We start from the raw sequence: 19028 nt of genomic DNA, 5'->3' as shown, positions 1-19028 counted from the left end.
TCGTTTCTCCTAGGCAAATTCGAGAGAGAGGTACTCGTGTGCCTCTCTTTTTTTATGTGCAAAACACAGATAAAAGCGGAGCTTCCTTTCTCATACACTTTTCGTTTAAAGGGACGAACAAATGCTGGTCGATTATGTATTGAGTCGGCTTATCCAGATATCGAGAATATGTTTTTCTCGTGTCACCAAGGGATTATTCGGCGCCAGATTGTAGGCTTCATCCACGGCCTCGGCGGCATGTTCCATCCATCCGCCTGTGCGCAGGCTTTGCGATGCGCGCACATAGAGCATTTCCGGGGTTTCTTTATAAACCGCTCGGATGACCTCGTGATACGCATCTCCAAGAATCTTATGAACGAGGGTATTTTGATCGAAGAGAAAACGGGCGAGAAGGATGTTGGACTCGTGCCCTTCTAGAAACAGCGGTAACATCTTACGGCATTCGGCAATCATGAATCGAATACGTCGAATTTCACGGCTGATGCTTTCTTTGGTTTGATCAAGCACTTCGAACAATTCCATGCTGATGATATGTTCAATGTGGTTGGTATCCGGCGCGGTGGCCATGAGTTTGCGGAGACGAGGGCCGTAATTCTGTTGTTGATAGGCATCTTCCTTCAGCTTCATACTTTCATGGAATATGTAACCAATACACCAGTCAAGGAAGCGGCCTACTGTAGTACCATCCGGATCTTCCTGAAAGAGGTGGTGACAGGTGTCTTTGAGTCTCCATAGCAGGCCTTTGTTCATGCCGACGCCGAGAAGTTGTCGCAACACATCGAATTGGACGACGCCTTCATTGTCGAAACGTTCGAACTGACCTTCCAGGATTTCCACGGATAAGCAAAAGTCGCGGAGCATATCGCGGACGAATTGAGGACGCTTTTCACGAATCCAGGCTTTAGACATGAAGGTATCTCCTTTTTGTCGGTGCATACCCGTTGACTGAGAAAAACGTCGACACCGGCTTTTCGATGTCGACGTGATTTTGCCCTTCAGGTTGTCTCTTAAAGAATTTCTTGCAGGATCTCCACGGCATCGGCAACAAAACCGGGACATCGTGTGGAGAAGACCTTTCCTTTGGCTGCTTCTTTACGACCTTCTCGTGTTGAAATATCGAATCCGAGAAGGTTTTTACATTTGAGGGTGCCGTTTTTTGCTTCAAACTTTTCGGAAAATGCGCGCACCCGCTCAAAAGTTCTGCGATCGGCAAGGCGATCTTTCGGTGTATCCTTTCCGTACTTGAGACTGATGACGATTAAGGCGGCCGCAACCGCGCCGCACATTTCTGCTCGACCGCATCCTCCGGCAAATCCAGCCGACAGTTTGAGTGCTGTTTTGTCGTCAAGGCCGACAACATCGGCAAACGCTGATAAGACGGCTTGGGAACAATGAAATCCGTCTTTGTAACATGCAATGGCCTGGGCAGTTCTGTCCATGTCCTATCAAGCTCCGTTTTGGGGAGGAGGCAGTGTGTCGTTGTCTTGGCCGAGTGTTTTCAGGTCGATGCGAGCGTGTGAAAAAGGGCAGCTACAGTTCACGGTTTTGGATAAGTATTCGATGAGATTCAGTCGGCTGATTTTTCCAACCATAACACCGTTGCGCCGTACGACAGGGATGACGTGTACACGTTCTTCGACGAGTTTAAGATAAACGGTAAAACCGTGGTCGTCGGGATGACATGTGGCAACATCTGTGGTCATGATATCACGGGCGCATTGGCCTTTGACATTTTCGAAGCGGTGTTTGACGGCGGTAATATCGTCGGGCAAAGCTTGGGACAAATGGCTATTAAGATAAAATGGAGCCATTGTTTTCAAAATATCGAATGGAGAGATGACACCCAACAGTCGTTGCTCATTGTCGAGGACATACAGTTCACTGGGATGGAGATGAGAGCAGCGGCACAGAATGTGTTCCAAGTTTTCATCAGGATCTACCACGGCAACCACGGTGGTCATCATTACTTTCGCTTTCATTAGAGACTCCAGGGCGCGGAGAGCGTCTTCATGACATTGAGCAACAGGCGACGGGCAAGCCAGCACAGCAGAGGACACTGCCGTGGGCCTGCGAAGCCACGACCATTCGGGCAAAACCGTCTTGGCCTCTTTACTAAATCCTCTTGGCGGGATTTGTAAATACGATTACCAGTTGCCGAGGTCAGGACGCTGATAATGGAAGTCGACGCGGTTATTCCGTTCGCGGTTCTGTTCGGAATCGTTAGGCACGAGAGGGCGTGTCCCGGCATAGCCGACGGCCTTCATTCTTCCTGGATCGATGTGCTGTACTTCGGTGAGATAGCGAAGCGCCGCCGCAGCTCGAGCGGCAGACAATTCCCAATTGGAAGGAAATTTTGCGGATTTCAGAGGGCGATCATCGGTATGCCCGCTGATAATCAGGTTGACGTTCGTCTTTTTCATGACTTTCGCGACGACATCAAGCAAGCGTTTGGACTGCGGTTTGAGGGTTGCCGAGCCTGGAGCAAACATCGCCTCGCCATCCACACGTTGCATCACGCCGTCGGGATCATGCGAGACGGTCGTACTTTGGTCATTCTCCAGTTCTTCCTCAATAAGCGCTTTGACACCAAGCATGAGATCGAGAATTTTCCGTTCTTTTTTCGTCAGCTCAATGTCTTTCCGTTCATATTTAACGGATGAGTATGGGACTTCCAACGCCATGACATCTTTGGTTTGGATGCCGAGCGCTTTTTGGATTGACCCCATTGACGCCTTGAATTTCTCCGCATCCATGTTGGCAAAAGTCAAGAGCAAAACAAAAAAGGTCAACAGGAGTGTGACCATATCCGAGTACGTTGCCATCCACAGAGGAAGGCCTTCAGCAGGGGGCGGTCCCGCTTTCTCTTTAACGATAACGACGGGTTCTTTGTCTTCTTCTTTATTTTTTTTCGCTGCCATACGTTTGCTACCAGGCTTTTTCCGTTGGCCGATACATGTAAAATTCTACGCGGTTGTTTTTCGCTCTATTTTGGGGAGAGTCATTAGGAGCAATAGGGCGGGTATCGGCATATCCGACGGCTTTCACTCGTGAAGGACTGATGCCGCCTTTGTCGAGAAGAAAACGTACAGCGGCTGAGGCACGGGCAGCAGAGAGTTCCCAATTGGAGGGATAGACCGAGGATTTTGATTGGGAGTTGTCTGTATGGCCGCGTACAACAAGGTTGTAGTTGTATTCCCGAAATACAGCATACATTTTATCGAGAAAAACTTTGCCGGTCGAGGTCAATTCCGTTGAGTTGGGATCGAACACCGCGTTGCTGTCTATTTGGACAAGGACTCCATTTCGATCGGCCACAACACCCGTCGAACGGCGTAGTTTGCTGTCTTCCTGAAGAGAATCTTTGATGCGAACAGCCATGGCTTTCAACATACGCTGTTCTTGAACAATCGTCTTTTTTCCTTCCTGTGGCGTGTATGAAGGCGATTCTAAAAGGTATTCCGCTTGTTGGCGCTCAACGCGCACACCCAGCGCATTTTGAATGGACCCCATAATATCTTTGAACATGACAATGTCCTGGTTGGCAAAAGACAACAGCAGAACAAAAAAAGTGAGCAGGAGGGTGACCATATCGGCAAATGTGGCCATCCACAGGGGTAACCCTTCTTCTGCGGGTGCATCTTTTTTCTTTCCCATAACGTCTTCGCCTCGCTGACGTTATTCTTGGTTCTCACGCATCATAGGGGCCAGGAAAGCTTCAAGCTTTTCCTTGATGATGGTCGGGTGGTCGCCGTTGAGTATGGAAAGAACGCCTTCCATGAGAATTTCAAGATACAAAATTTCTTCTTCGGACCGTTCTTCAAGTTTTTTGGCAAGAGGAAGAAAAATAACGTTGGCCAGGACTGATCCGTAAAATGTCGTCAACAAAGCAACGGCCATAGCAGGGCCAATGGCCGAAGGGTCGTTGAGGTTCTGCAACATCTGAACGAGACCGATAAGTGTGCCGATCATCCCGAACGCCGGAGCCATTTCACCCATTTTCTTGAAAACACCCTGGTTTTTGAGGTGGCGCTGGCGCATATAGCTGATTTCATTATCGAGAATGGAGTGGACCAAACGTTCTTCGGTGCCCCCGGAGACAAGCATAACGCCTTTTTTGAGAAACGCATCATCAACCGGAGCTTTTTCGAGTTCGACGAGGCCTTGTCTGCGTGCGATATCAGCGAGCTGCACGACTTTACGTATTTGTTCACTCGGGTCGGGGCTTTTGGCGAAGATAGTCTTCATAAGGACTTTGATGGACCCGATAACGGCCTTTATAGGAAACATGATGAAGGCACAGGCAAAAACGCCACCGACAACGATGAGAATGGAAGGGATGTCGATGAAGGCGCCTATCGAGCCGCCAAGCATGATGGCCCCGATAATGAGGCCCATAGCCAGGACGATACCGATTACGGTTCCGATATCCATACGTTACTCGCAGACCCCTTTTCTGCGGATACACAACCATGTTGTAAGAGTCCGCAGTGTTGAAAATTCTTGCTGGCAGTGTGACACAGCCAGCTTCCGTTTGACAAATTGGGTTAAAATACAGCCCTCAATGCATGACTTCATGCTCCTACATGAATGCCGCGCTCTTGAAAACTGCTCATTTGGCACTTTGGTGCGGTTCTATGACGATATCCTTCCCGGCAAGGCGAAGGACAACATTTTCGAAAAAGTCATCCACTTTCATGTATGCGGACCCAATACTCACTTCGACACCGGGGTGCAGTGTGCCGTGAATAATTAATCGACATGAAGAAAGGTCACTAGAGGGAACAATTTGTTTCCAAAGTTTTTCCTGTTGACCTTGCAATGCACGCAATTTTCGCTTCATACCCGACAATTTGTTCTCGAAGTCAACGGCTGCTTCTTCATTCTTTTGTGTTTGCTTGAAAAAATATTCGTACCGTTCACGTAAAGAATCGATTTTATATTGAAGAGTCATCGCCTTGCGCAACAACAGGGGATCATAGCCTAAAATGATGGTCGTCGTTGTGCCGATGCCTCCTCCGAGGCGCTCTCCGATATAAACCGAATCCTTGCAGTAAATGTCCCCTCCTACTAAACGACCTTTTATTGCAATTTTTTTGCCAGCGTACAGATCCGAATGCATACTGGATCCATCAAGCAGGATATTTTCTCCGGCAGAAAGGAGAACGTTTTCAGCATATGGAGCGCGAATATTACCGTGTGCTTCAAGCTCTCCGTTCCCGGCTCCTTTTATCCCGCAATCCGTAACAATGTAGCCCATGGCCGAAATCGTCGCCCCGGAAATGCAGCCTTTGACGCGGATATTGCGTGCTTTGACCGTAAATCCGCTGAGAACATTCCCATCAATGACAACATCACCAACAAAAAGGATATTTCCGACATGAAAATCCACGTCACCCTTGACGTGAACGCCATCCTTAACAGTCAAAGTTTTGTCATCGTAATAAATGTGACCATTAATGGCCGCGAGAAGTTGGTTCGGATTTTGAGGATTGACCTTGCAATTCACATGAGGGGGAAAGGCTTTTTTGGGGGTTATGAAGCGTTTATCGACGGTCGCTTTATCGACCTTTTCCAATGGCTGTATCTCAATAAGCAGTTGATCTACGATAACATTTTGAACATATCCTAAATCAAACAAATCCACTCTACCATTGGCGAGTTCTTTTGGTTTGATATGGCCCCCGCCAGCGTTCGGTTCAAAGAAATGTTTAAGATAGTAGGGCATGTTGCTTCGCTTCATGTCTGGTTGGCTGTGTCAAAAATAGCATTGGATTGTGTCTGTATTGTTTCCGGGTGCTCTTTTTCTTGGCCTTTTTGTGCATTTTCTGCAACAACCCTGACCGACAATTCTGAGCCGTTTTTGATGTGAACATCACGTTGCGCGAAGGGAAGCGTGATATTGTTTTCATGAAAAGCATCCCAAATGGCGAGTTGGACCGTGCTTTTAATGTTAGCGATTCCGTTTTGTGGATCCCGAATCCACATTCGCAGTTCCAATTCCACCGCACTCGTCCCGAACGCCTTGAGCCGAGTTGCCGGCCGTGGGGTCTTGAGAACGCGATCATATTTCAGAGCACATTCTTCCATAAGTGCCATCGCTTTCGGGACATCGGCTTCATAGGCGACACCAAGCGGGATTTTGATACGTAAACCGGCTCCGCTGTACGTCCAGTTAATCACCTTGTTCGTGATGAGTTCATCGTTCGGGATGAGATAAGACGTTCCGTCTCGGGTCACTACCGAGGCGTAGCGGGCATTCAGCGATTCTATCCAGCCGTAGACCCCTTCGACCTCAATGACATCGCCGGGTTTGATGGAGTTGTCGAGGAGAAGAATCAAGCCGCTCACCAAGTTGGACACTACACGTTGCAGACCGAAACCGACTCCAAGACCGAGAGCTCCTCCAAACATGGTCAACAAGCGCATATTGAGCCCTACCATGTTGAGGGCGAGCAGAATGGAGACCGTATAAAGACTCACATGGAACAGTTTGCCGAAAAGCACACGCATAGACGGGGAAAATTCCGTCATCCGATCAATTTTTTTTGAAAAAAATTGAGAGAGAATATTCGAAAGTGGAATAAGGAACACAAGCAGAAGGCCGGTCTTGATGACCTCGAGCAGTGAGATACGCATGTTATTAAAGGGCAAAGCAATGCTGTCGAGGACAGCCAGCATGGGGTGAAGCAAGCCGCCAATATGCAATGCCGCAATAAACCAGGCCACCAATGCGAGTTGTCGTACCCACGGCTCTGCCCAAAAAATTGCTCCGACCGTTCGTACAAGTACGAACGCCCAGCATAGACTCTTCAACCCTTCTAAGAAGAGGACATCAAGTCCTTTGGTTCTGGCTATATGTGTTACGATTTGGAGTGTGAGCGCTGCAAAAACAGGACAGATGGCCGTTGTACCGACCTTGGCAATCGCGCGGAATGCTTCGCTGGTATGAGTCTTGTGAATGCGTTGGAGACGTAGGCGAACGAGATGACCAATCCCCCAACCAATGCCAAGAGCGATCGCACCAATAACGATTTGTTCGGTGAGCGCATCGGTCAAAACGGAATTGGCCAAAAACGCTTTGACCTGTGTCGCATAGATAACAATCGTCTCCCGATAGCTGGGGTTCGCCATTGTTTTTTATCCTATCCTGGAATATTGGCACGGAATACGGTGTAACTATAGATGTTTTTATGCAATCCAGCAATAAGGCACTGTGTTTGCTTTACAAAACTCCAGCCCACGCAAATATTATGATGTTTTCGATCGTCTCTACGGCCGTTGTCGCCGGTGCAGCCCTGGGGCTGTCCGCAGGGATTGCGCCTGGTCCGATGTTTTCTCTCGTCTTGGCGCAGACATTGGCGCATAATCTGCGTGAAGGTCTTAAAGTCGCAGTGGCACCGCTTTTAACTGATGGCCCGATTATTGTGTTGAGCCTTTGTTTTATGACGGCGATTGCGGAGCATCCCACGCTGCTTGGAGCCATCAGTCTTGCTGGTGCAGCCATGCTTGTCCATTATGGTCTTGACTGTCTTCGTTTTGCTGGCGTTGATGCCGAAACGCCGCAGGCTACGCCCGGTTCATTAAAAAAAGCTATTATCGTCAATCTATTAAATCCGCATCCCTATATGTTTTGGGCACTGGTCGGTGCCCCCATGCTTGTCAAAAGTGCAGAACACGGATTCGCCGGGCCTATTGCCTTTCTCGTGGCTTTCTACACGTGCATTGTCCTTGCAAAATCCGGTCTGGCGTGTATTGCCGCTCGTTTCAAGCATGTATTGAGAAGTTCGGGATATCTCCTTGTGATGCGGGTACTTGGTGTATCCTTGTTCGTGTTTGCCTTTCTTTTTGCGCGGGACGGCCTCAAAGCTTTCGGTGTCGATTTTTAATCTTTGGCGTTGTCGTTTTCCTTGGCCAGTTCAATGATGATGGAAAATGCTTCTTCACTGACCGGCATGACGGATAGACGTGAGCCTTTGCGCAAGAGTTCCATGTCCTCTAAGCCCGGTGTCCGACGGAGTTCCTTGAGAGGAATTGGACGGGGGAATTGGGAGACGAATTCGATATCCACCATGAACCAGCGTGGTTTTTCCGGTGTCGAACGAGGATCGAAGTGTCGGTCTTCTGGGTCAAACGCTGTATGATCTGGGTAGGCTTCTTTCACCACACGCGCTAATCCGACAACAGAGGGGTTGGTAACGCTGTGATAAAAAAGCACCATGTCGCCGTGGCGCATGTCATCCTTCATGAAGTTTCGAGCTTGGTAATTCCGCACACCATCCCATGATGTTATTCGGTCACGGGCAAAATCTTGTATGGAATAACAGCCCGGTTCCGTTTTTATGAGCCAATACCTCGTCATGATGCTCCTTGCTCGTGATATGTCGTCTAGAGCGCCTGTCTAAATATGGTAACGATGTCGTCCTCAGTCAGAGGACGAGGGTTCGTGGCCATGCATGGGTCGCGCAGTGCGCTTTTTGCCAAGGCGGGCAATTCGTTTTCGGTGACACCGAGATTCCCTAAGTGGTCTTTGACCCCAGCCGCATATTTGAACTCACGGACAAGATCGACGACACGTGTTTTTTGTTCATTGAGGGAGAGGTCGCTCGGAATTTCGGTTCCCAAAGCGCGCGCGATATCTATGTAGCGACTCGGGCAGGCTTCAAAGTTGTTGCGGATGACATGATCAAGTAAAATGGCATTGCACTGACCATGGGGAAGGTCGAGCAGTCCCCCCAGACTATGTGCCATGGCGTGCACCGCGCCCAAAATTGCGTTGGAAAAAGCGAGACCGGCATACAGACTGCCGAGGACCATTCCCCCACGCAGGTCGAGATCCATGGGATGTGTCATCGCCGAAATGAGGTTGGCTTTGATATATTTTATGGACTCAATGGCAAATAGATCGGTCGTCGGGGAATGCGCTGTGGATACATATGCTTCAATGGCGTGGGTTAAGGCATCAAGCCCGGTATGCGCGGTGAGGTGCTGCGGCAGGCTCGTCGTCGGAACGGGATCGATGAGCGCCACGTTAGGTATCAAAGTTTTGCTGACGATTGCGACTTTGAGATTACGGCTTGTATCGGTGATGATTGTGAACTGGGAGACATCAGCCGATGTGCCAGCCGTGGTTGGAATACATATCAGGGGGGGGCCTGAGGAAGTAATTTTGTCGACTCCCTCATACGTGAGGATGTGTTTTCCTCCAGCAATAACGACGCCGACACCTTTCCCCAAATCCATGGGAGATCCGCCCCCCACGGCGACAATGGCATCGCATTCGGCTTCCTTATATTCAGCGACCGCCTCCATAACTTGCTCGTCACGGGGGTTGGGACTGACGTTGTCGAAAATGACTGATTCAAGACCTTCATCTTCAAGACTTGTGACCACACGGCCGGCCCATCCCGAGGAGATCACGCCTGGATCTGTCACGACAAAGACACGTTGTGCTCCCAACCGGGCGGCATGACGTCCTGCCAGATCCAAAGCGCCAGCGCCAAAAATAAATTCTGGAGCCATAAAACGTCGTAATTCAAGGACTAATGGCTGATTCATCGCTTCACCCACAATGCGTTTGAGGGGCTTCGATACTGGGAGGCATCTGTTCCCCATTTCGATTCGGCATCGTTGTCCCGTGCGTGTGACTGAGAAGAAGAAATGAGTACACCGAACCATAATCACATGGTTGGCAAAGCCTGTCCAGAGGGAGTATAAAAAATATGGGGCATTACGCGCTCGGCCCACCCCAACGTTGAAAAAGATTATGTTCGATACCGAATTGATCGAGCACTTTCCCGACGGTCTGGTCCACGACGTCCATGAGTGTTTGTGGCCCATGGTAAAAGGAAGGAACAGGTGGCAAAATGACCGCTCCCATTTCTGTGACGGCAGTCATATGGCGTAAGTGGCCAAGATGTAACGGTGTTTCACGGGGAACAAGGACAAGTTTACGCCTTTCTTTCAGTGTCACATCAGCCGCTCTGGTCAAGAGGTTGTCATTGAGTGACAACGCAATCTGCGCCAGACTTTTCATGGAACAGGGCATGACGGTCATGCCGAGCATGCGAAATGATCCGCTTGAAATAGCGGCGGCCAAATTGGCGTTGTCGTAGACGACATCGGCCAGGGCTTGCACATCCTCAATATTACGATCGGTCTCAAGGCTCAACGTCACGGCTGCTCCGTGGCTGATAACGAGGTGTGTTTCCACGGTGGGGATATGGCGCAATACTTCGAGGATACGGACGCCATAAATAACGCCGCTTGCTCCGGAAATACCAATAATGAGACGGTTCATGAGGGACTCCCGATTGTGTGACACCGAGTTGTTGAGATAAAGGCCACTCTAAACGAGAGGATACGGCGGTATACTATCTGCATGGTCTGAAGATTTTTCACTGCGGAATGCGGCGCACACATGTTCCTGAAGGAATACTCTTCGGCAAAGAGCTGTGTTACGGTATGAACGTTAAATTTTGTCCGAAGGATCTCTTGAGCATTCGATAACTCAATGTGTATTGCATACCGATAGTATTTCAGCGCACAATGAAAATGTCTCCCGACGAAAGGCTTGGATATCGAGAGGCAGAGACAACGTGCATCGTCGGTCTCATAACAGTATAGGGTCCAAAGTTTGCATTTCCGAGCTTGGTATGGCGTCGTCAATGCCTACAGAGAAGCAGACTCAATACAGAAGCGTGCCTTAATTACCTTTGATAATTTTTTTCTTCAGCTTCTCATATTCGTCTTGTGTGATGGCGCCTTGATTTTTAGCTTGTTCAAGGTCCATGAGTTCGCGACCAACCGTGGTTGTACGAACTTCTTGTCTGCTTTTTGCTCCTCCTCCACCGCAGGCGGTGAGCATGGAGGTCAGTACCAAAGCCGGAATAAGGACTGCCAGTATCTTTTGCATCGTCGCTCCTTATAGGTCTCAATCTCATGTGTGATGGTGATGCCGTAAATCCTGCACGGAGGCAAGAAAAAGCCTTATCCGTTACGGAGAACATCGAGAATTTCGACACGAGCAGCCACCCATGCTGGGTACGCGCCGGCAACCAGGCCCAAAGCGGCAGAGCCGACGAGAGCACCAAGAATTTGATCTATTTGATATACTGGAGGAAATCCAGCCAAGGGATAGACGATAGAAAGTAAAACCAAAGCGGCCAATACACCCGCCGCTCCGCCGAAAACAGCCATGATGCCGGATTCGAGCAGAAATTGTCGTATTATGTCGCGGCGCCTGGCTCCAACGGCCCGGCGAACACCGATTTCAAGACGTCGGCTGCGCACAAGGAGGATCATGATGGAGAGAATTCCGAGGCCTCCAACGGCAAATGAGAGGCTTGAGCTGATGACGCCGAGAGTCTCTACCAAGCCGAGCGCTTCCGTTTGAACACGGATGGCGTCTTGGGCCGTCAAGACCGAAAAGTCATCCTTTCCGTTGAGAGGGATTTGGTGCCGTACGCGTAAAATTTTTTCAGCATCTTGTTTTGCTTGAGCAAACGACGCGCTATCTCGAAGTTGAAGGTAGACCCCGGTGATGAAGTCGACGTTGGCCAAGCGGCGCATATAGGTCGTCAGAGGGACGAAAATCTGTTCATCTTGATCCGAACCTGTAAAATCCGATCCCTTTTCTTCCATAACTCCGATAACACGGAGTCCGGCGCGATAGAGAAAAATGCGTTGTCCCAAAGCGGCACGGGGCGATCCAAAGAGTTTGTTGGCGATGGTACGTCCCAGCACACAGACCATGGATTTTCTATTGTATTCCATGGGGCTGAAGAAGCGGCCGAATTCCGGCTGGGCATTTCGTACTTCAGGATATTGCGCGTTGGTCCCAATAAGCAGGCAGGAAACTTTGATGCCGGCAAATCGAACCGAGGTTGTTTTGTTGAAAAACGGAGCGGCCGCGCTCACTTGTGGCAGGCCATTGCTCAGCGCCGTAGCATCGGCAAGGGTAAAGGTTTTATCCCGACCGGAACCCGTTGCACTCCCATTGCGTCGAAATCGAATTTGGCCGGCGACAGCCCCCATAAGATTCACACCGAGCTTGGCGGTTTCCTGTTCGGCTTTGGCCATCATGGCGAGAGAAATATGCTGGACTCCAATGAGAGCAAAAGCTCCAAGGAAGACACCGAGCATGGCCAAAACCGTGCGCAGCTTATGTGTGACTAATGAGGATCGGGCAAGGACGAGCCCGGTAAAAAATCGCTGGAACATACAGGATTGACATTATCGATAACGACGTGAAAAAGGCAACACGCCGTTATCGAGATCCTAATCAATCAGGATGTCGTACGAACGAGGGAGCCCTTGAGCGTTTCTTTAAACAAAATATCTGGAATATTATCGCTGTTCACAATGCGCTGCATTTCTGCGTTGCGCTGTTTGTTACGCGCCATTACATATTCGCTGATCATGCGTTGCGTTTCGACAAACCTGCCCGAGACCGGTTCAATCGGTCCATTAGATAACGAAGCGAGAGGTTTCATAATGCTCCAACCCTTGTTCGCGGTCATGATGCCAGTCTGGCGTCCCTAAAAATCAGTGTGTTGTTATTATCTACCATGCTTTCCAGATAAAGCAAGAAATCCTTCCGTCAATGTATTCGCAAGGAAATTGTTCGTGTTCCTCTTTCATATCATGCCGATAACGGGTGTTCTCTTTTTTGTTTGAATTTTTCGATAAGCGCTAGAGATCGTTCAACTAAAGTTGGAAATTCGGGCTTGGTGATTTGGTCATCGGCCATGACGCTTTCGCCTTTGCGGCGGTTGGCAACGCTGATAAGCGAAGAAAAAAGGATGACGGGAATGTGTTGTAAATCTTCGTCGGTTTTGATGTTTTTTGTCAAAGTATATCCATCCATGCTCGGCATTTCAATATCTGCTATAATAATATTCACGGCATCTGTTACGGCGACTCCACCGCTGTAGCTCGCCTCTTTGATATCGAGCAGCGCGTTCAATGCATCGCGTCCGTTTTTAAAGGTTGTCACCGCAAAATTAGCTTGCGCAAAGCGGTCTTCGATAACATTTCGAATAGTTCCAGAGTCATCGACAATCATTGCGTGATATCGTTGTGATGCTTGCTGTTGAGAAAATGTTTGTGGCCCCTCGAACGTTTTGTCGAGTTCACTGATAATTTTCTCAAAGTCGATCATGAGCACGGTATGATCATCAAAATGGATGGTTCCGGTAATGCAATTTGTCGGTTGGCTGGAAACAATCTGGCTTGGAGGATACACGTCCGTCCAAGCAACGCGGTAGATTTGCGTGACATCGGAGACAAGAAATCCTGTCACAGTTTGGTTGAATTCTGTTACGATAATGAGTTCATGTTTGGCCGGAGTTCTGTCTATTTCCAGCCAGACACTCAGGTCGATAATGGGAAGGATGTGTTCACGAAGAGGTATGGTACCCAGGAAGCTGGGGTGAGTGGCACCCGGTGAAGGATGGAGTCCCGGAGGGGCTTCCATAATTTCGAGAACTTTTGCGACATTCACACCGAACGATGAAACCAAACAACCGTCTTCCTTGCCATGTATTAAAAATTCAATGACTTCTAATTCATTTGTCCCTGCTTCAAGTAATATCTCTTCATTGCGTGTCGCCATGATGATCTCCTTGTGATTGCGGGCAGCCGTTCTGTACATCGCTTGTCCGTTCTATAGTAACGAATATCGCTTTCCTGCAATGCAAAAAAAGACAGTCCTGCGCACGTTACAGACAGAACCAGATCGGTTCGTTTTTTTCTATTAATAACCGTGATATGCAAGAACGATTTTTTATTTGGACTCTATTTTGTTCAAACAATGCAACTTTAAGGACGTGATATGAGCCAATTTTTATTTGTGTTATCGCGTGGTCCGGAAGATCCGACACGCGTCGTTCGGTGTTTTCAGTTTGCCAAGATTGCTGTGGAAAAAGGGCATGACGTGACGGTCTTTCTTGTGGACGATGCCGTATATCTGGCCAACCTTGGTTTGAGTGAGCGTATAAAAGCACCCACTGGCGATGAATTGCTTCCCTATATTAAAGCTGTGCAGGCAAAAGGTCGTATTATGGTCTGCAAACCATGCGCACACAGTCGTATGCTTGGTGAGGACGATTTGCCTGAAGGATTTGTTATTGAGACTGGATTAACGCTGATCGATCTGGCTGCAGAGTCAAAGACCATGTCATTTTAGAGATAACACGTCTATGTCCGGACTATTCCGGGAAGAACGGAGAGGACACAGCAGGCAAGCGTGTCTGCTGTGGTCTCTGCAACCTCATATAACGTATTTCACTGCGAGACGTTTCACAATGCTTCTGCTCCAGAAAGCCTGCCCATGCCTCTGGCAAAATGAAGATTATTTTTTTTGAGCCGTATTGATTTTGCCGAGAAGGTACTTTTCCATTTCTCGTCGATCTTTACGCAGGCGTACAAGTTCGTTCTCCAGGGCATGGAGCTTGTCGACAAGCGCTTTGTTTTCATCTTGGAGACTGCACAACGTGTGCTGTTGTTCTTCGGCTTGAGCTTTGAGGTGTTGGACGGTTTCATCTGGCAATGGGGCAGGTTGTGAAAAATATCGAGATAAATTTTCGCCTATGGCTCGAGCAATTTCTGCCCCGATAGCGGCCGTGAGGTGGCTATCGACTCCTGGAGCATCGACACTTGATTGTGACATAACGGAGACCTGAGACGCTGGTGATTGATCTGTTTCGATGGTACGTGGAAATGATTTCGATAATTCCGATTTGATATCGTTGGTCGACAAGCCTGCACCAAGCAGGTTTTGTATGGCAATGAAGACCGGGATAGCGTCGGCACGGAAACGGCGATTGCGGCCGGAACCGACGCAGGGAAGGAATTCATCAAAACGGTTTTTCCAGGCGTGGAGCGTGGATTCTGGGGCATCAAGCTTTCTGGCTATGGCTGCGATAGAGTAGAGTTTGGCATCGGACACGGCGGCTTTCTCCTCGGAGTCTGGTGAGACACGAGAGTTTCTTGATTCCAGGGGGGGAATCAGCTAAACCAAGAACAATAAAAAAAATCGAGTGTATGAATTTTGTCATGTTGCTGTATTTATTGCATCTGTACGATATATTGTCCCTTTCAGCGTTTCATGGGTAAAATATCATTGAATTTTAACACGACCGTGACAGTTCTTCCGGCCAGTCTGCATATTTTGCCTGGAAACGCAATATTTGCAAAGTCACCGTCTGGCGGTGCCATCTGAATGGCACTACCTCCAGACGACAAGGGGGTCGGCATGATTGAACGCAACAACCAACAACGAGAAGATTTTTGTTTTAAGGTCCATTCTACAGGACCGATCAAGAATACCGTATTCAACGCCGTAACCACACCTATTAATCATCTGTTGTCATTGAAGAAGATTTATTCGATATACCAGTCGATTCCACATACGGCGCATGATTATGAGTTTCTTGATGCCGCTATTTCCGCCTTTGATTTTTCATATCGCATCAGCTCGGAAGATCGGGAACGGATACCGCGCGAAGGGCCTACAGTTGTCGTTGCCAACCATCCTTTTGGTGGGCCTGAAGGCATTTTCATGGCGCACATGCTTCTTGGAGTTCGCCAAGATATTAAAATCATGGCGAACCACATTCTCAATCGCATTTCTGAATTACGTAAATATTTTGTTTTGGTTGATCCATTTGGTGGAGAAGACGCCGAGTTGCGGAATATTGCCGGTCTCAAGCAAAGCCTGCGCTGGTTGAAGCAGGGAGGGATGCTGGCAGTGTTTCCTTCAGGAACAGTTTCGCATTTTCATTTGAGTTCCCGCGGCGTGGTCGATTCGAACTGGAGTCCAAGTGTGGCTCGACTCATTGCCAAAACGCAGGCGACTGTTGTGCCCGTATATTTTGATGGAGCCAACAGTGCCATGTTTCAGCTTATGGGCTTGGTCCATCCCAGTTTGCGTACGGCACTGTTACCGCGTGAATTCATGAAACGGCGAAATAAAACCGTTGAAGTTCGGGTCGGTAACCCTATTTCTTGGGGAAAACTTTCTTCAGCCGCCGATACGCCTGAAACGATTATGCAGTATCTGAAAATGCGGACATATTTGCTGCAAAATCGTCAGGAAAAACCCCGGACTAAACGGAAATTTTTTGTACCCAAAGGAACCCAGCGTAATGAAGCGTTAATAGCTCCTTTGAATGCACAGCTCATGGCCGATGAAATCGGTCGATTACCGCAGGATTGCTTTCTGGTTCAAAGCGGAGATTATGATGTCATCGCAGCATCGGCTCGACGTATCCCCCTTGTCCTGCGGGAAATTGGCCGACTCCGCGAATTTACGTTCCGCAAAGTCGGAGAAGGTTCAGGGAAGGCGTGCGATCTCGACGAATTTGACTCCTATTATCTTCATCTTTTTATCTGGAACCGGGCAAAGCAAGAAATTGTTGGGGCGTACCGCATCGGGAAAACGGATGTTATTTTGAAAGAGCATGGGACCAAAGGGCTTTACATCAGCACGTTGTTCAAGCTTAAACCGCAATTTCTCGATCAGATATCCCCGGCGTTGGAGTTGGGACGCAGTTTTGTCCGGCCTGAATATCAAAAAAGTTATTCTTCGCTTTTGCTGCTTTGGCGAGGGGTCGCGCAAATCGTGGCTCGTAATCCCCGATATCGCATGCTGTTTGGTCCGGTCAGCATCACCAATGAATACAAGACCGCTTCGCGTCAGCTTATGGCCCGCTTTTTTGAAGAGCAATACGCATTGCCCGAGCTTTCTCAGCTTGTTCAACCGCGTACACCGCTTCGTCCTGGACAATGGTTGCAGCAGGCTGCCAATACGCTCGTCGGCAATATGGATGACCTTCTTGAACTCTTGGCTGACATTGAAACGGATCAGAAGGGCATTCCCGTGTTGTTGAGGCAATATCTCAAACTTGGAGGGAAGTTGTTGTGTTTCAATGTGGACCACGACTTCTCTGAAGTTCTTGACGGGCTGATTTTGGTCGATTTACTGCAAACAGAGAAGAAACAACTGGAACGATACATGGGGAAAGAGGGGCTGGCGCGCTTTTTAGCTTATCATGAAGGCGATGGAGATGACTTCATGCGTTGCGCGTAGCTACGATGCTGAGACTAAAGTTTCCCGATTGACATCGTCATTTAACGTGCTTCGTGTTGACATAAAAAGCGAAACCGACCTCGTGCCGGTTTCGCTTTTTATATTTTCATACCACGACGTATAATGGTCCGAATACGTTTGGGTTCGTGTTTTTAGCAAAAACGTCGAGCCATTGTTTCCCTTTTTTGAAAAAAAAACCGCCTTGCCAAGAGACAAAATTGTAGTATAGTATGTAAGTGTCGATTCAGTACTTGTTCTCTATCGGCCTCAAATCAATACATGTTTTAGATATATTCCCCTTCTAACAGTAGGATTAATGATCTCGGATGAATAACGTTTACAATCTCGAAGTAGAAGTGCTGTTCAAAATCAGCCGGGTTATAAGCCAAGCCTTAAATCTCGACCATGCTTTGGCCGATATCCTGGCAACGTTGTCCGAGACATTGGACATGGAGCGTGCGACGATTACCTTGGCGGATGAAGAATCAAATCTTCTTGTCATTCGTGGTTCGCATGGCTTGAGCCCTGAGGAAAAGGACCGTGGTGTTTATCGTCTTGATGAAGGAGTGACTGGGCGCATTTTTCAATCTGGTCAACCGTTTGTTGTTCCAGATATTTCCAAGGAACCACTGTTTCTTGACAAGACCAAATCTCGCCAATTTGAAAAAGGCCAGATTTCTTTTCTTGGCGTGCCTATTACTCTGCACACCAAGCCTATTGGCGTTCTGACGGTGGACCGGCTCTTCGAGGATGAAGTTGTCTTTGAAGAAGACATTCGATTTTTATTTATTGTCGCCGCGCTGATTGGTCAATTGGTCAGCCTCAACGCACAGATCAAGGCTCGTGAGGAAAACTTGCGCCGAGAGAATTTGTCTCTGCGGCTCAAATTGTCAAAAAGTTATAACCGATTCTTTATTGTCGGTCAGAGCCAACCCATGGTTCGGGTTCACCAGATGATCGAGAAAGTCGCTCCCACCCGAGCGACTGTTTTGCTTTTGGGTGAGTCTGGAACAGGCAAAACCTTAACAGCTCGCATTATCCACGAATTGTCCGACCGGGCCAAATTCTCCTTTATCAAGGTCAACTGTGCGGCTATTCCGGAGAATTTGCTTGAATCCGAGTTGTTCGGGCATGAGCGAGGCGCATTTACCGGTGCTGTGGGGAAAAAGCCGGGTCGGATCGAAGAGGCCGATAAAGGGACGTTGTTTCTTGATGAAATCGGTGAGCTCTCTCCCGGAATTCAGGCCAAGCTGCTGCGGTTTCTTCAGGAACGTGAGTTTGAGCGTCTTGGCAGCACCAAGACCCGGCGTGTTGATGTCCGTATCATCGCTGCCACCAACAAAGATCTCACGGAAGCCGTTTCTGACGGGCAATTTCGTGAAGACCTCTTTTATCGTCTCAATGTTTTTCCTGTGCTCGTCCCTTCGTTGCGCGAGCGTCGTGAAGATATACCAGCACTGCTGAATCATTTTCTCGACAAGCTGTCCCGCGAATACGGCCGGCGTCTGTATTTTACGCCCAAAGCCCTGGATGCTTTGGTGCGCTATGACTGGCCGGGGAACGTTCGTGAAATGGAAAACTTAGTCGAACGGCTCTCGATTATGGTGGAGTCGGAAAAGGTCGATTTATCGGATATCCCCCCGTATTTCTTTCTCGACAGTAAACCGGATCACAAGCCACCTATGCAGTCGGGAAGTTTGCAGGATATTGAAAAACGTGAGGTTTTAGCTGCGTTGGAACGTCACAACTGGATTCAATCTCGTGCAGCACGGGAGCTTGGTCTGACGTTACGACAGATGGGATACCGTATCAAAAAGTTTGGTCTTGAAGATCTCGTTTCCGAGCGACGTGGCCGCGGTGGGCTCTCCACTGGGCTGAATTAGTTGCGATAATGAATTTCTTGTCTCAAGCGTGACTGCGCGTGGTAAAATCGTTTGTA

Annotated in this window: 20 protein-coding genes; 4 read left to right on the top strand and 16 right to left on the bottom strand. The window is 48.7% G+C overall.

What is annotated here, in order from left to right:
- Window positions 1–132 precede the first annotated feature (132 nt).
- From G451_RS0106575 to G451_RS28065, 8 genes are all read right to left on the bottom strand, one after another.
- A complete protein-coding gene (locus tag G451_RS0106575) occupies window positions 133–909 on the bottom strand; it encodes a hypothetical protein (RefSeq protein WP_027183615.1) in 777 nt (258 codons plus the stop codon).
- A gap of 98 nt (window positions 910–1007) precedes the next feature.
- Window positions 1008–1439 (bottom strand): C-GCAxxG-C-C family protein, encoded by a 432-nt coding sequence (locus tag G451_RS0106570; protein WP_027183614.1) that lies wholly within the window; start codon window positions 1437–1439, stop codon window positions 1008–1010.
- 6 nt (window positions 1440–1445) lie between these two features.
- Window positions 1446–1979 carry a CBS domain-containing protein gene (locus tag G451_RS28075; RefSeq protein ID WP_051261239.1) on the bottom strand — a complete coding sequence of 178 codons (534 nt, stop codon included), beginning with the start codon at window positions 1977–1979 and terminating at the stop codon, window positions 1446–1448.
- A gap of 165 nt (window positions 1980–2144) precedes the next feature.
- Window positions 2145–2918: an OmpA/MotB family protein gene (locus tag G451_RS0106560; protein WP_027183613.1), complete on the bottom strand. Its 774-nt coding sequence runs from the start codon at window positions 2916–2918 to the stop codon at window positions 2145–2147.
- Window positions 2919–2925: 7 nt separating this feature from the next.
- Complete coding sequence (locus G451_RS0106555) at window positions 2926–3654, bottom strand: OmpA/MotB family protein (RefSeq protein WP_027183612.1); 729 nt, start codon at window positions 3652–3654, stop codon at window positions 2926–2928.
- 21 nt (window positions 3655–3675) lie between these two features.
- Window positions 3676–4431 carry a motility protein A gene (locus G451_RS0106550; RefSeq protein ID WP_027183611.1) on the bottom strand — a complete coding sequence of 252 codons (756 nt, stop codon included), beginning with the start codon at window positions 4429–4431 and terminating at the stop codon, window positions 3676–3678.
- 178 nt (window positions 4432–4609) lie between these two features.
- The gene (locus tag G451_RS28070; protein WP_051261238.1) at window positions 4610–5725 is read right to left on the bottom strand and encodes a FapA family protein; all 1116 of its coding nucleotides are present in this window, start codon (window positions 5723–5725) and stop codon (window positions 4610–4612) included.
- 11 nt (window positions 5726–5736) lie between these two features.
- Window positions 5737–7131: a mechanosensitive ion channel family protein gene (locus G451_RS28065; RefSeq protein WP_051261237.1), complete on the bottom strand. Its 1395-nt coding sequence runs from the start codon at window positions 7129–7131 to the stop codon at window positions 5737–5739.
- 119 nt (window positions 7132–7250) lie between these two features.
- On the opposite strand from G451_RS28065, the gene G451_RS0106535 reads away from it, so the two are divergent.
- Window positions 7251–7886, top strand: a complete 636-nt coding sequence (locus G451_RS0106535) for a LysE family transporter (protein WP_156921540.1) — start codon at window positions 7251–7253, stop codon at window positions 7884–7886.
- Here the strand turns inward: G451_RS0106535 and G451_RS0106530 are convergent.
- The 7 genes from G451_RS0106530 to G451_RS0106500 form a co-directional block, all read right to left on the bottom strand.
- Window positions 7883–8359, bottom strand: coding sequence for an EVE domain-containing protein (locus tag G451_RS0106530; protein ID WP_034641156.1), 477 nt, complete (start codon window positions 8357–8359; stop codon window positions 7883–7885). The two genes, G451_RS0106535 and G451_RS0106530, sit on opposite strands and share 4 nt — an antisense overlap.
- A gap of 26 nt (window positions 8360–8385) precedes the next feature.
- Window positions 8386–9555, bottom strand: a complete 1170-nt coding sequence (ercA, locus tag G451_RS0106525; protein ID WP_027183608.1) for an alcohol dehydrogenase-like regulatory protein ErcA — start codon at window positions 9553–9555, stop codon at window positions 8386–8388.
- A 172-nt stretch (window positions 9556–9727) separates the two neighbouring features.
- Complete coding sequence (locus tag G451_RS0106520) at window positions 9728–10297, bottom strand: UbiX family flavin prenyltransferase (RefSeq protein WP_027183607.1); 570 nt, start codon at window positions 10295–10297, stop codon at window positions 9728–9730.
- Between the two features lie 405 nt (window positions 10298–10702).
- Window positions 10703–10912: an SHOCT domain-containing protein gene (locus G451_RS0106515; RefSeq protein ID WP_027183606.1), complete on the bottom strand. Its 210-nt coding sequence runs from the start codon at window positions 10910–10912 to the stop codon at window positions 10703–10705.
- Window positions 10913–10986: 74 nt separating this feature from the next.
- Complete coding sequence (locus tag G451_RS0106510; protein WP_027183605.1) at window positions 10987–12219, bottom strand: ABC transporter permease; 1233 nt, start codon at window positions 12217–12219, stop codon at window positions 10987–10989.
- 65 nt (window positions 12220–12284) lie between these two features.
- On the bottom strand, window positions 12285–12491 hold the full coding sequence (locus G451_RS0106505; RefSeq protein WP_027183604.1) for a hypothetical protein: 207 nt from the start codon (window positions 12489–12491) through the stop codon (window positions 12285–12287).
- Window positions 12492–12640: 149 nt separating this feature from the next.
- A complete protein-coding gene (locus G451_RS0106500) occupies window positions 12641–13612 on the bottom strand; it encodes a chemotaxis protein (protein WP_034641152.1) in 972 nt (323 codons plus the stop codon).
- 219 nt (window positions 13613–13831) lie between these two features.
- On the opposite strand from G451_RS0106500, the gene G451_RS0106495 reads away from it, so the two are divergent.
- The gene (locus G451_RS0106495) at window positions 13832–14185 is read left to right on the top strand and encodes a DsrE family protein (RefSeq protein ID WP_027183602.1); all 354 of its coding nucleotides are present in this window, start codon (window positions 13832–13834) and stop codon (window positions 14183–14185) included.
- A gap of 165 nt (window positions 14186–14350) precedes the next feature.
- On the opposite strand, the gene G451_RS0106490 is transcribed toward G451_RS0106495, so the two are convergent.
- A complete protein-coding gene (locus G451_RS0106490; protein ID WP_027183601.1) occupies window positions 14351–14947 on the bottom strand; it encodes a MerR family transcriptional regulator in 597 nt (198 codons plus the stop codon).
- 306 nt (window positions 14948–15253) lie between these two features.
- On the opposite strand from G451_RS0106490, the gene G451_RS28060 reads away from it, so the two are divergent.
- Window positions 15254–17089 carry a bifunctional lysophospholipid acyltransferase family protein/GNAT family N-acetyltransferase gene (locus tag G451_RS28060; protein WP_051261236.1) on the top strand — a complete coding sequence of 612 codons (1836 nt, stop codon included), beginning with the start codon at window positions 15254–15256 and terminating at the stop codon, window positions 17087–17089.
- Window positions 17090–17415: 326 nt separating this feature from the next.
- Entirely contained in the window at window positions 17416–18972 is a 1557-nt protein-coding gene (locus G451_RS0106475; RefSeq protein WP_027183600.1) for a sigma-54-dependent Fis family transcriptional regulator, read from the top strand.
- Window positions 18973–19028: the final 56 nt, after the last annotated feature.

The organism is Desulfovibrio inopinatus DSM 10711, assembly GCF_000429305.1.
GTDB classification, from domain to species: Bacteria; Desulfobacterota; Desulfovibrionia; order Desulfovibrionales; family Desulfovibrionaceae; genus Alteridesulfovibrio; species Alteridesulfovibrio inopinatus.
This window is presented reverse-complemented; position numbering and strand designations above follow the sequence as displayed.

What these genes read in the sequence shown, in the direction of transcription:
- G451_RS0106505 (WP_027183604.1), bottom strand. Translation starts at nt 12,491, where the DNA reads ATGAAACCTCTCGCTTCGTTATCTAATGGACCGATTGAACCGGTCTCG.
- G451_RS0106515 (WP_027183606.1), bottom strand. Translation starts at nt 10,912, where the DNA reads ATGCAAAAGATACTGGCAGTCCTTATTCCGGCTTTGGTACTGACCTCC.
- G451_RS0106475 (WP_027183600.1), top strand. Translation starts at nt 17,416, where the DNA reads ATGAATAACGTTTACAATCTCGAAGTAGAAGTGCTGTTCAAAATCAGC.
- G451_RS28065 (WP_051261237.1), bottom strand. Translation starts at nt 7,131, where the DNA reads ATGGCGAACCCCAGCTATCGGGAGACGATTGTTATCTATGCGACACAG.
- G451_RS0106500 (WP_034641152.1), bottom strand. Translation starts at nt 13,612, where the DNA reads ATGGCGACACGCAATGAAGAGATATTACTTGAAGCAGGGACAAATGAA.
- G451_RS0106575 (WP_027183615.1), bottom strand. Translation starts at nt 909, where the DNA reads ATGTCTAAAGCCTGGATTCGTGAAAAGCGTCCTCAATTCGTCCGCGAT.
- G451_RS0106530 (WP_034641156.1), bottom strand. Translation starts at nt 8,359, where the DNA reads ATGACGAGGTATTGGCTCATAAAAACGGAACCGGGCTGTTATTCCATA.
- G451_RS28075 (WP_051261239.1), bottom strand. Translation starts at nt 1,979, where the DNA reads ATGAAAGCGAAAGTAATGATGACCACCGTGGTTGCCGTGGTAGATCCT.
- ercA (WP_027183608.1), bottom strand. Translation starts at nt 9,555, where the DNA reads ATGAATCAGCCATTAGTCCTTGAATTACGACGTTTTATGGCTCCAGAA.
- G451_RS0106560 (WP_027183613.1), bottom strand. Translation starts at nt 2,918, where the DNA reads ATGGCAGCGAAAAAAAATAAAGAAGAAGACAAAGAACCCGTCGTTATC.
- G451_RS28060 (WP_051261236.1), top strand. Translation starts at nt 15,254, where the DNA reads ATGATTGAACGCAACAACCAACAACGAGAAGATTTTTGTTTTAAGGTC.
- G451_RS0106510 (WP_027183605.1), bottom strand. Translation starts at nt 12,219, where the DNA reads ATGTTCCAGCGATTTTTTACCGGGCTCGTCCTTGCCCGATCCTCATTA.
- G451_RS0106535 (WP_156921540.1), top strand. Translation starts at nt 7,251, where the DNA reads ATGATGTTTTCGATCGTCTCTACGGCCGTTGTCGCCGGTGCAGCCCTG.
- G451_RS0106570 (WP_027183614.1), bottom strand. Translation starts at nt 1,439, where the DNA reads ATGGACAGAACTGCCCAGGCCATTGCATGTTACAAAGACGGATTTCAT.
- G451_RS0106520 (WP_027183607.1), bottom strand. Translation starts at nt 10,297, where the DNA reads ATGAACCGTCTCATTATTGGTATTTCCGGAGCAAGCGGCGTTATTTAT.
- G451_RS0106495 (WP_027183602.1), top strand. Translation starts at nt 13,832, where the DNA reads ATGAGCCAATTTTTATTTGTGTTATCGCGTGGTCCGGAAGATCCGACA.
- G451_RS28070 (WP_051261238.1), bottom strand. Translation starts at nt 5,725, where the DNA reads ATGCCCTACTATCTTAAACATTTCTTTGAACCGAACGCTGGCGGGGGC.
- G451_RS0106550 (WP_027183611.1), bottom strand. Translation starts at nt 4,431, where the DNA reads ATGGATATCGGAACCGTAATCGGTATCGTCCTGGCTATGGGCCTCATT.
- G451_RS0106555 (WP_027183612.1), bottom strand. Translation starts at nt 3,654, where the DNA reads ATGGGAAAGAAAAAAGATGCACCCGCAGAAGAAGGGTTACCCCTGTGG.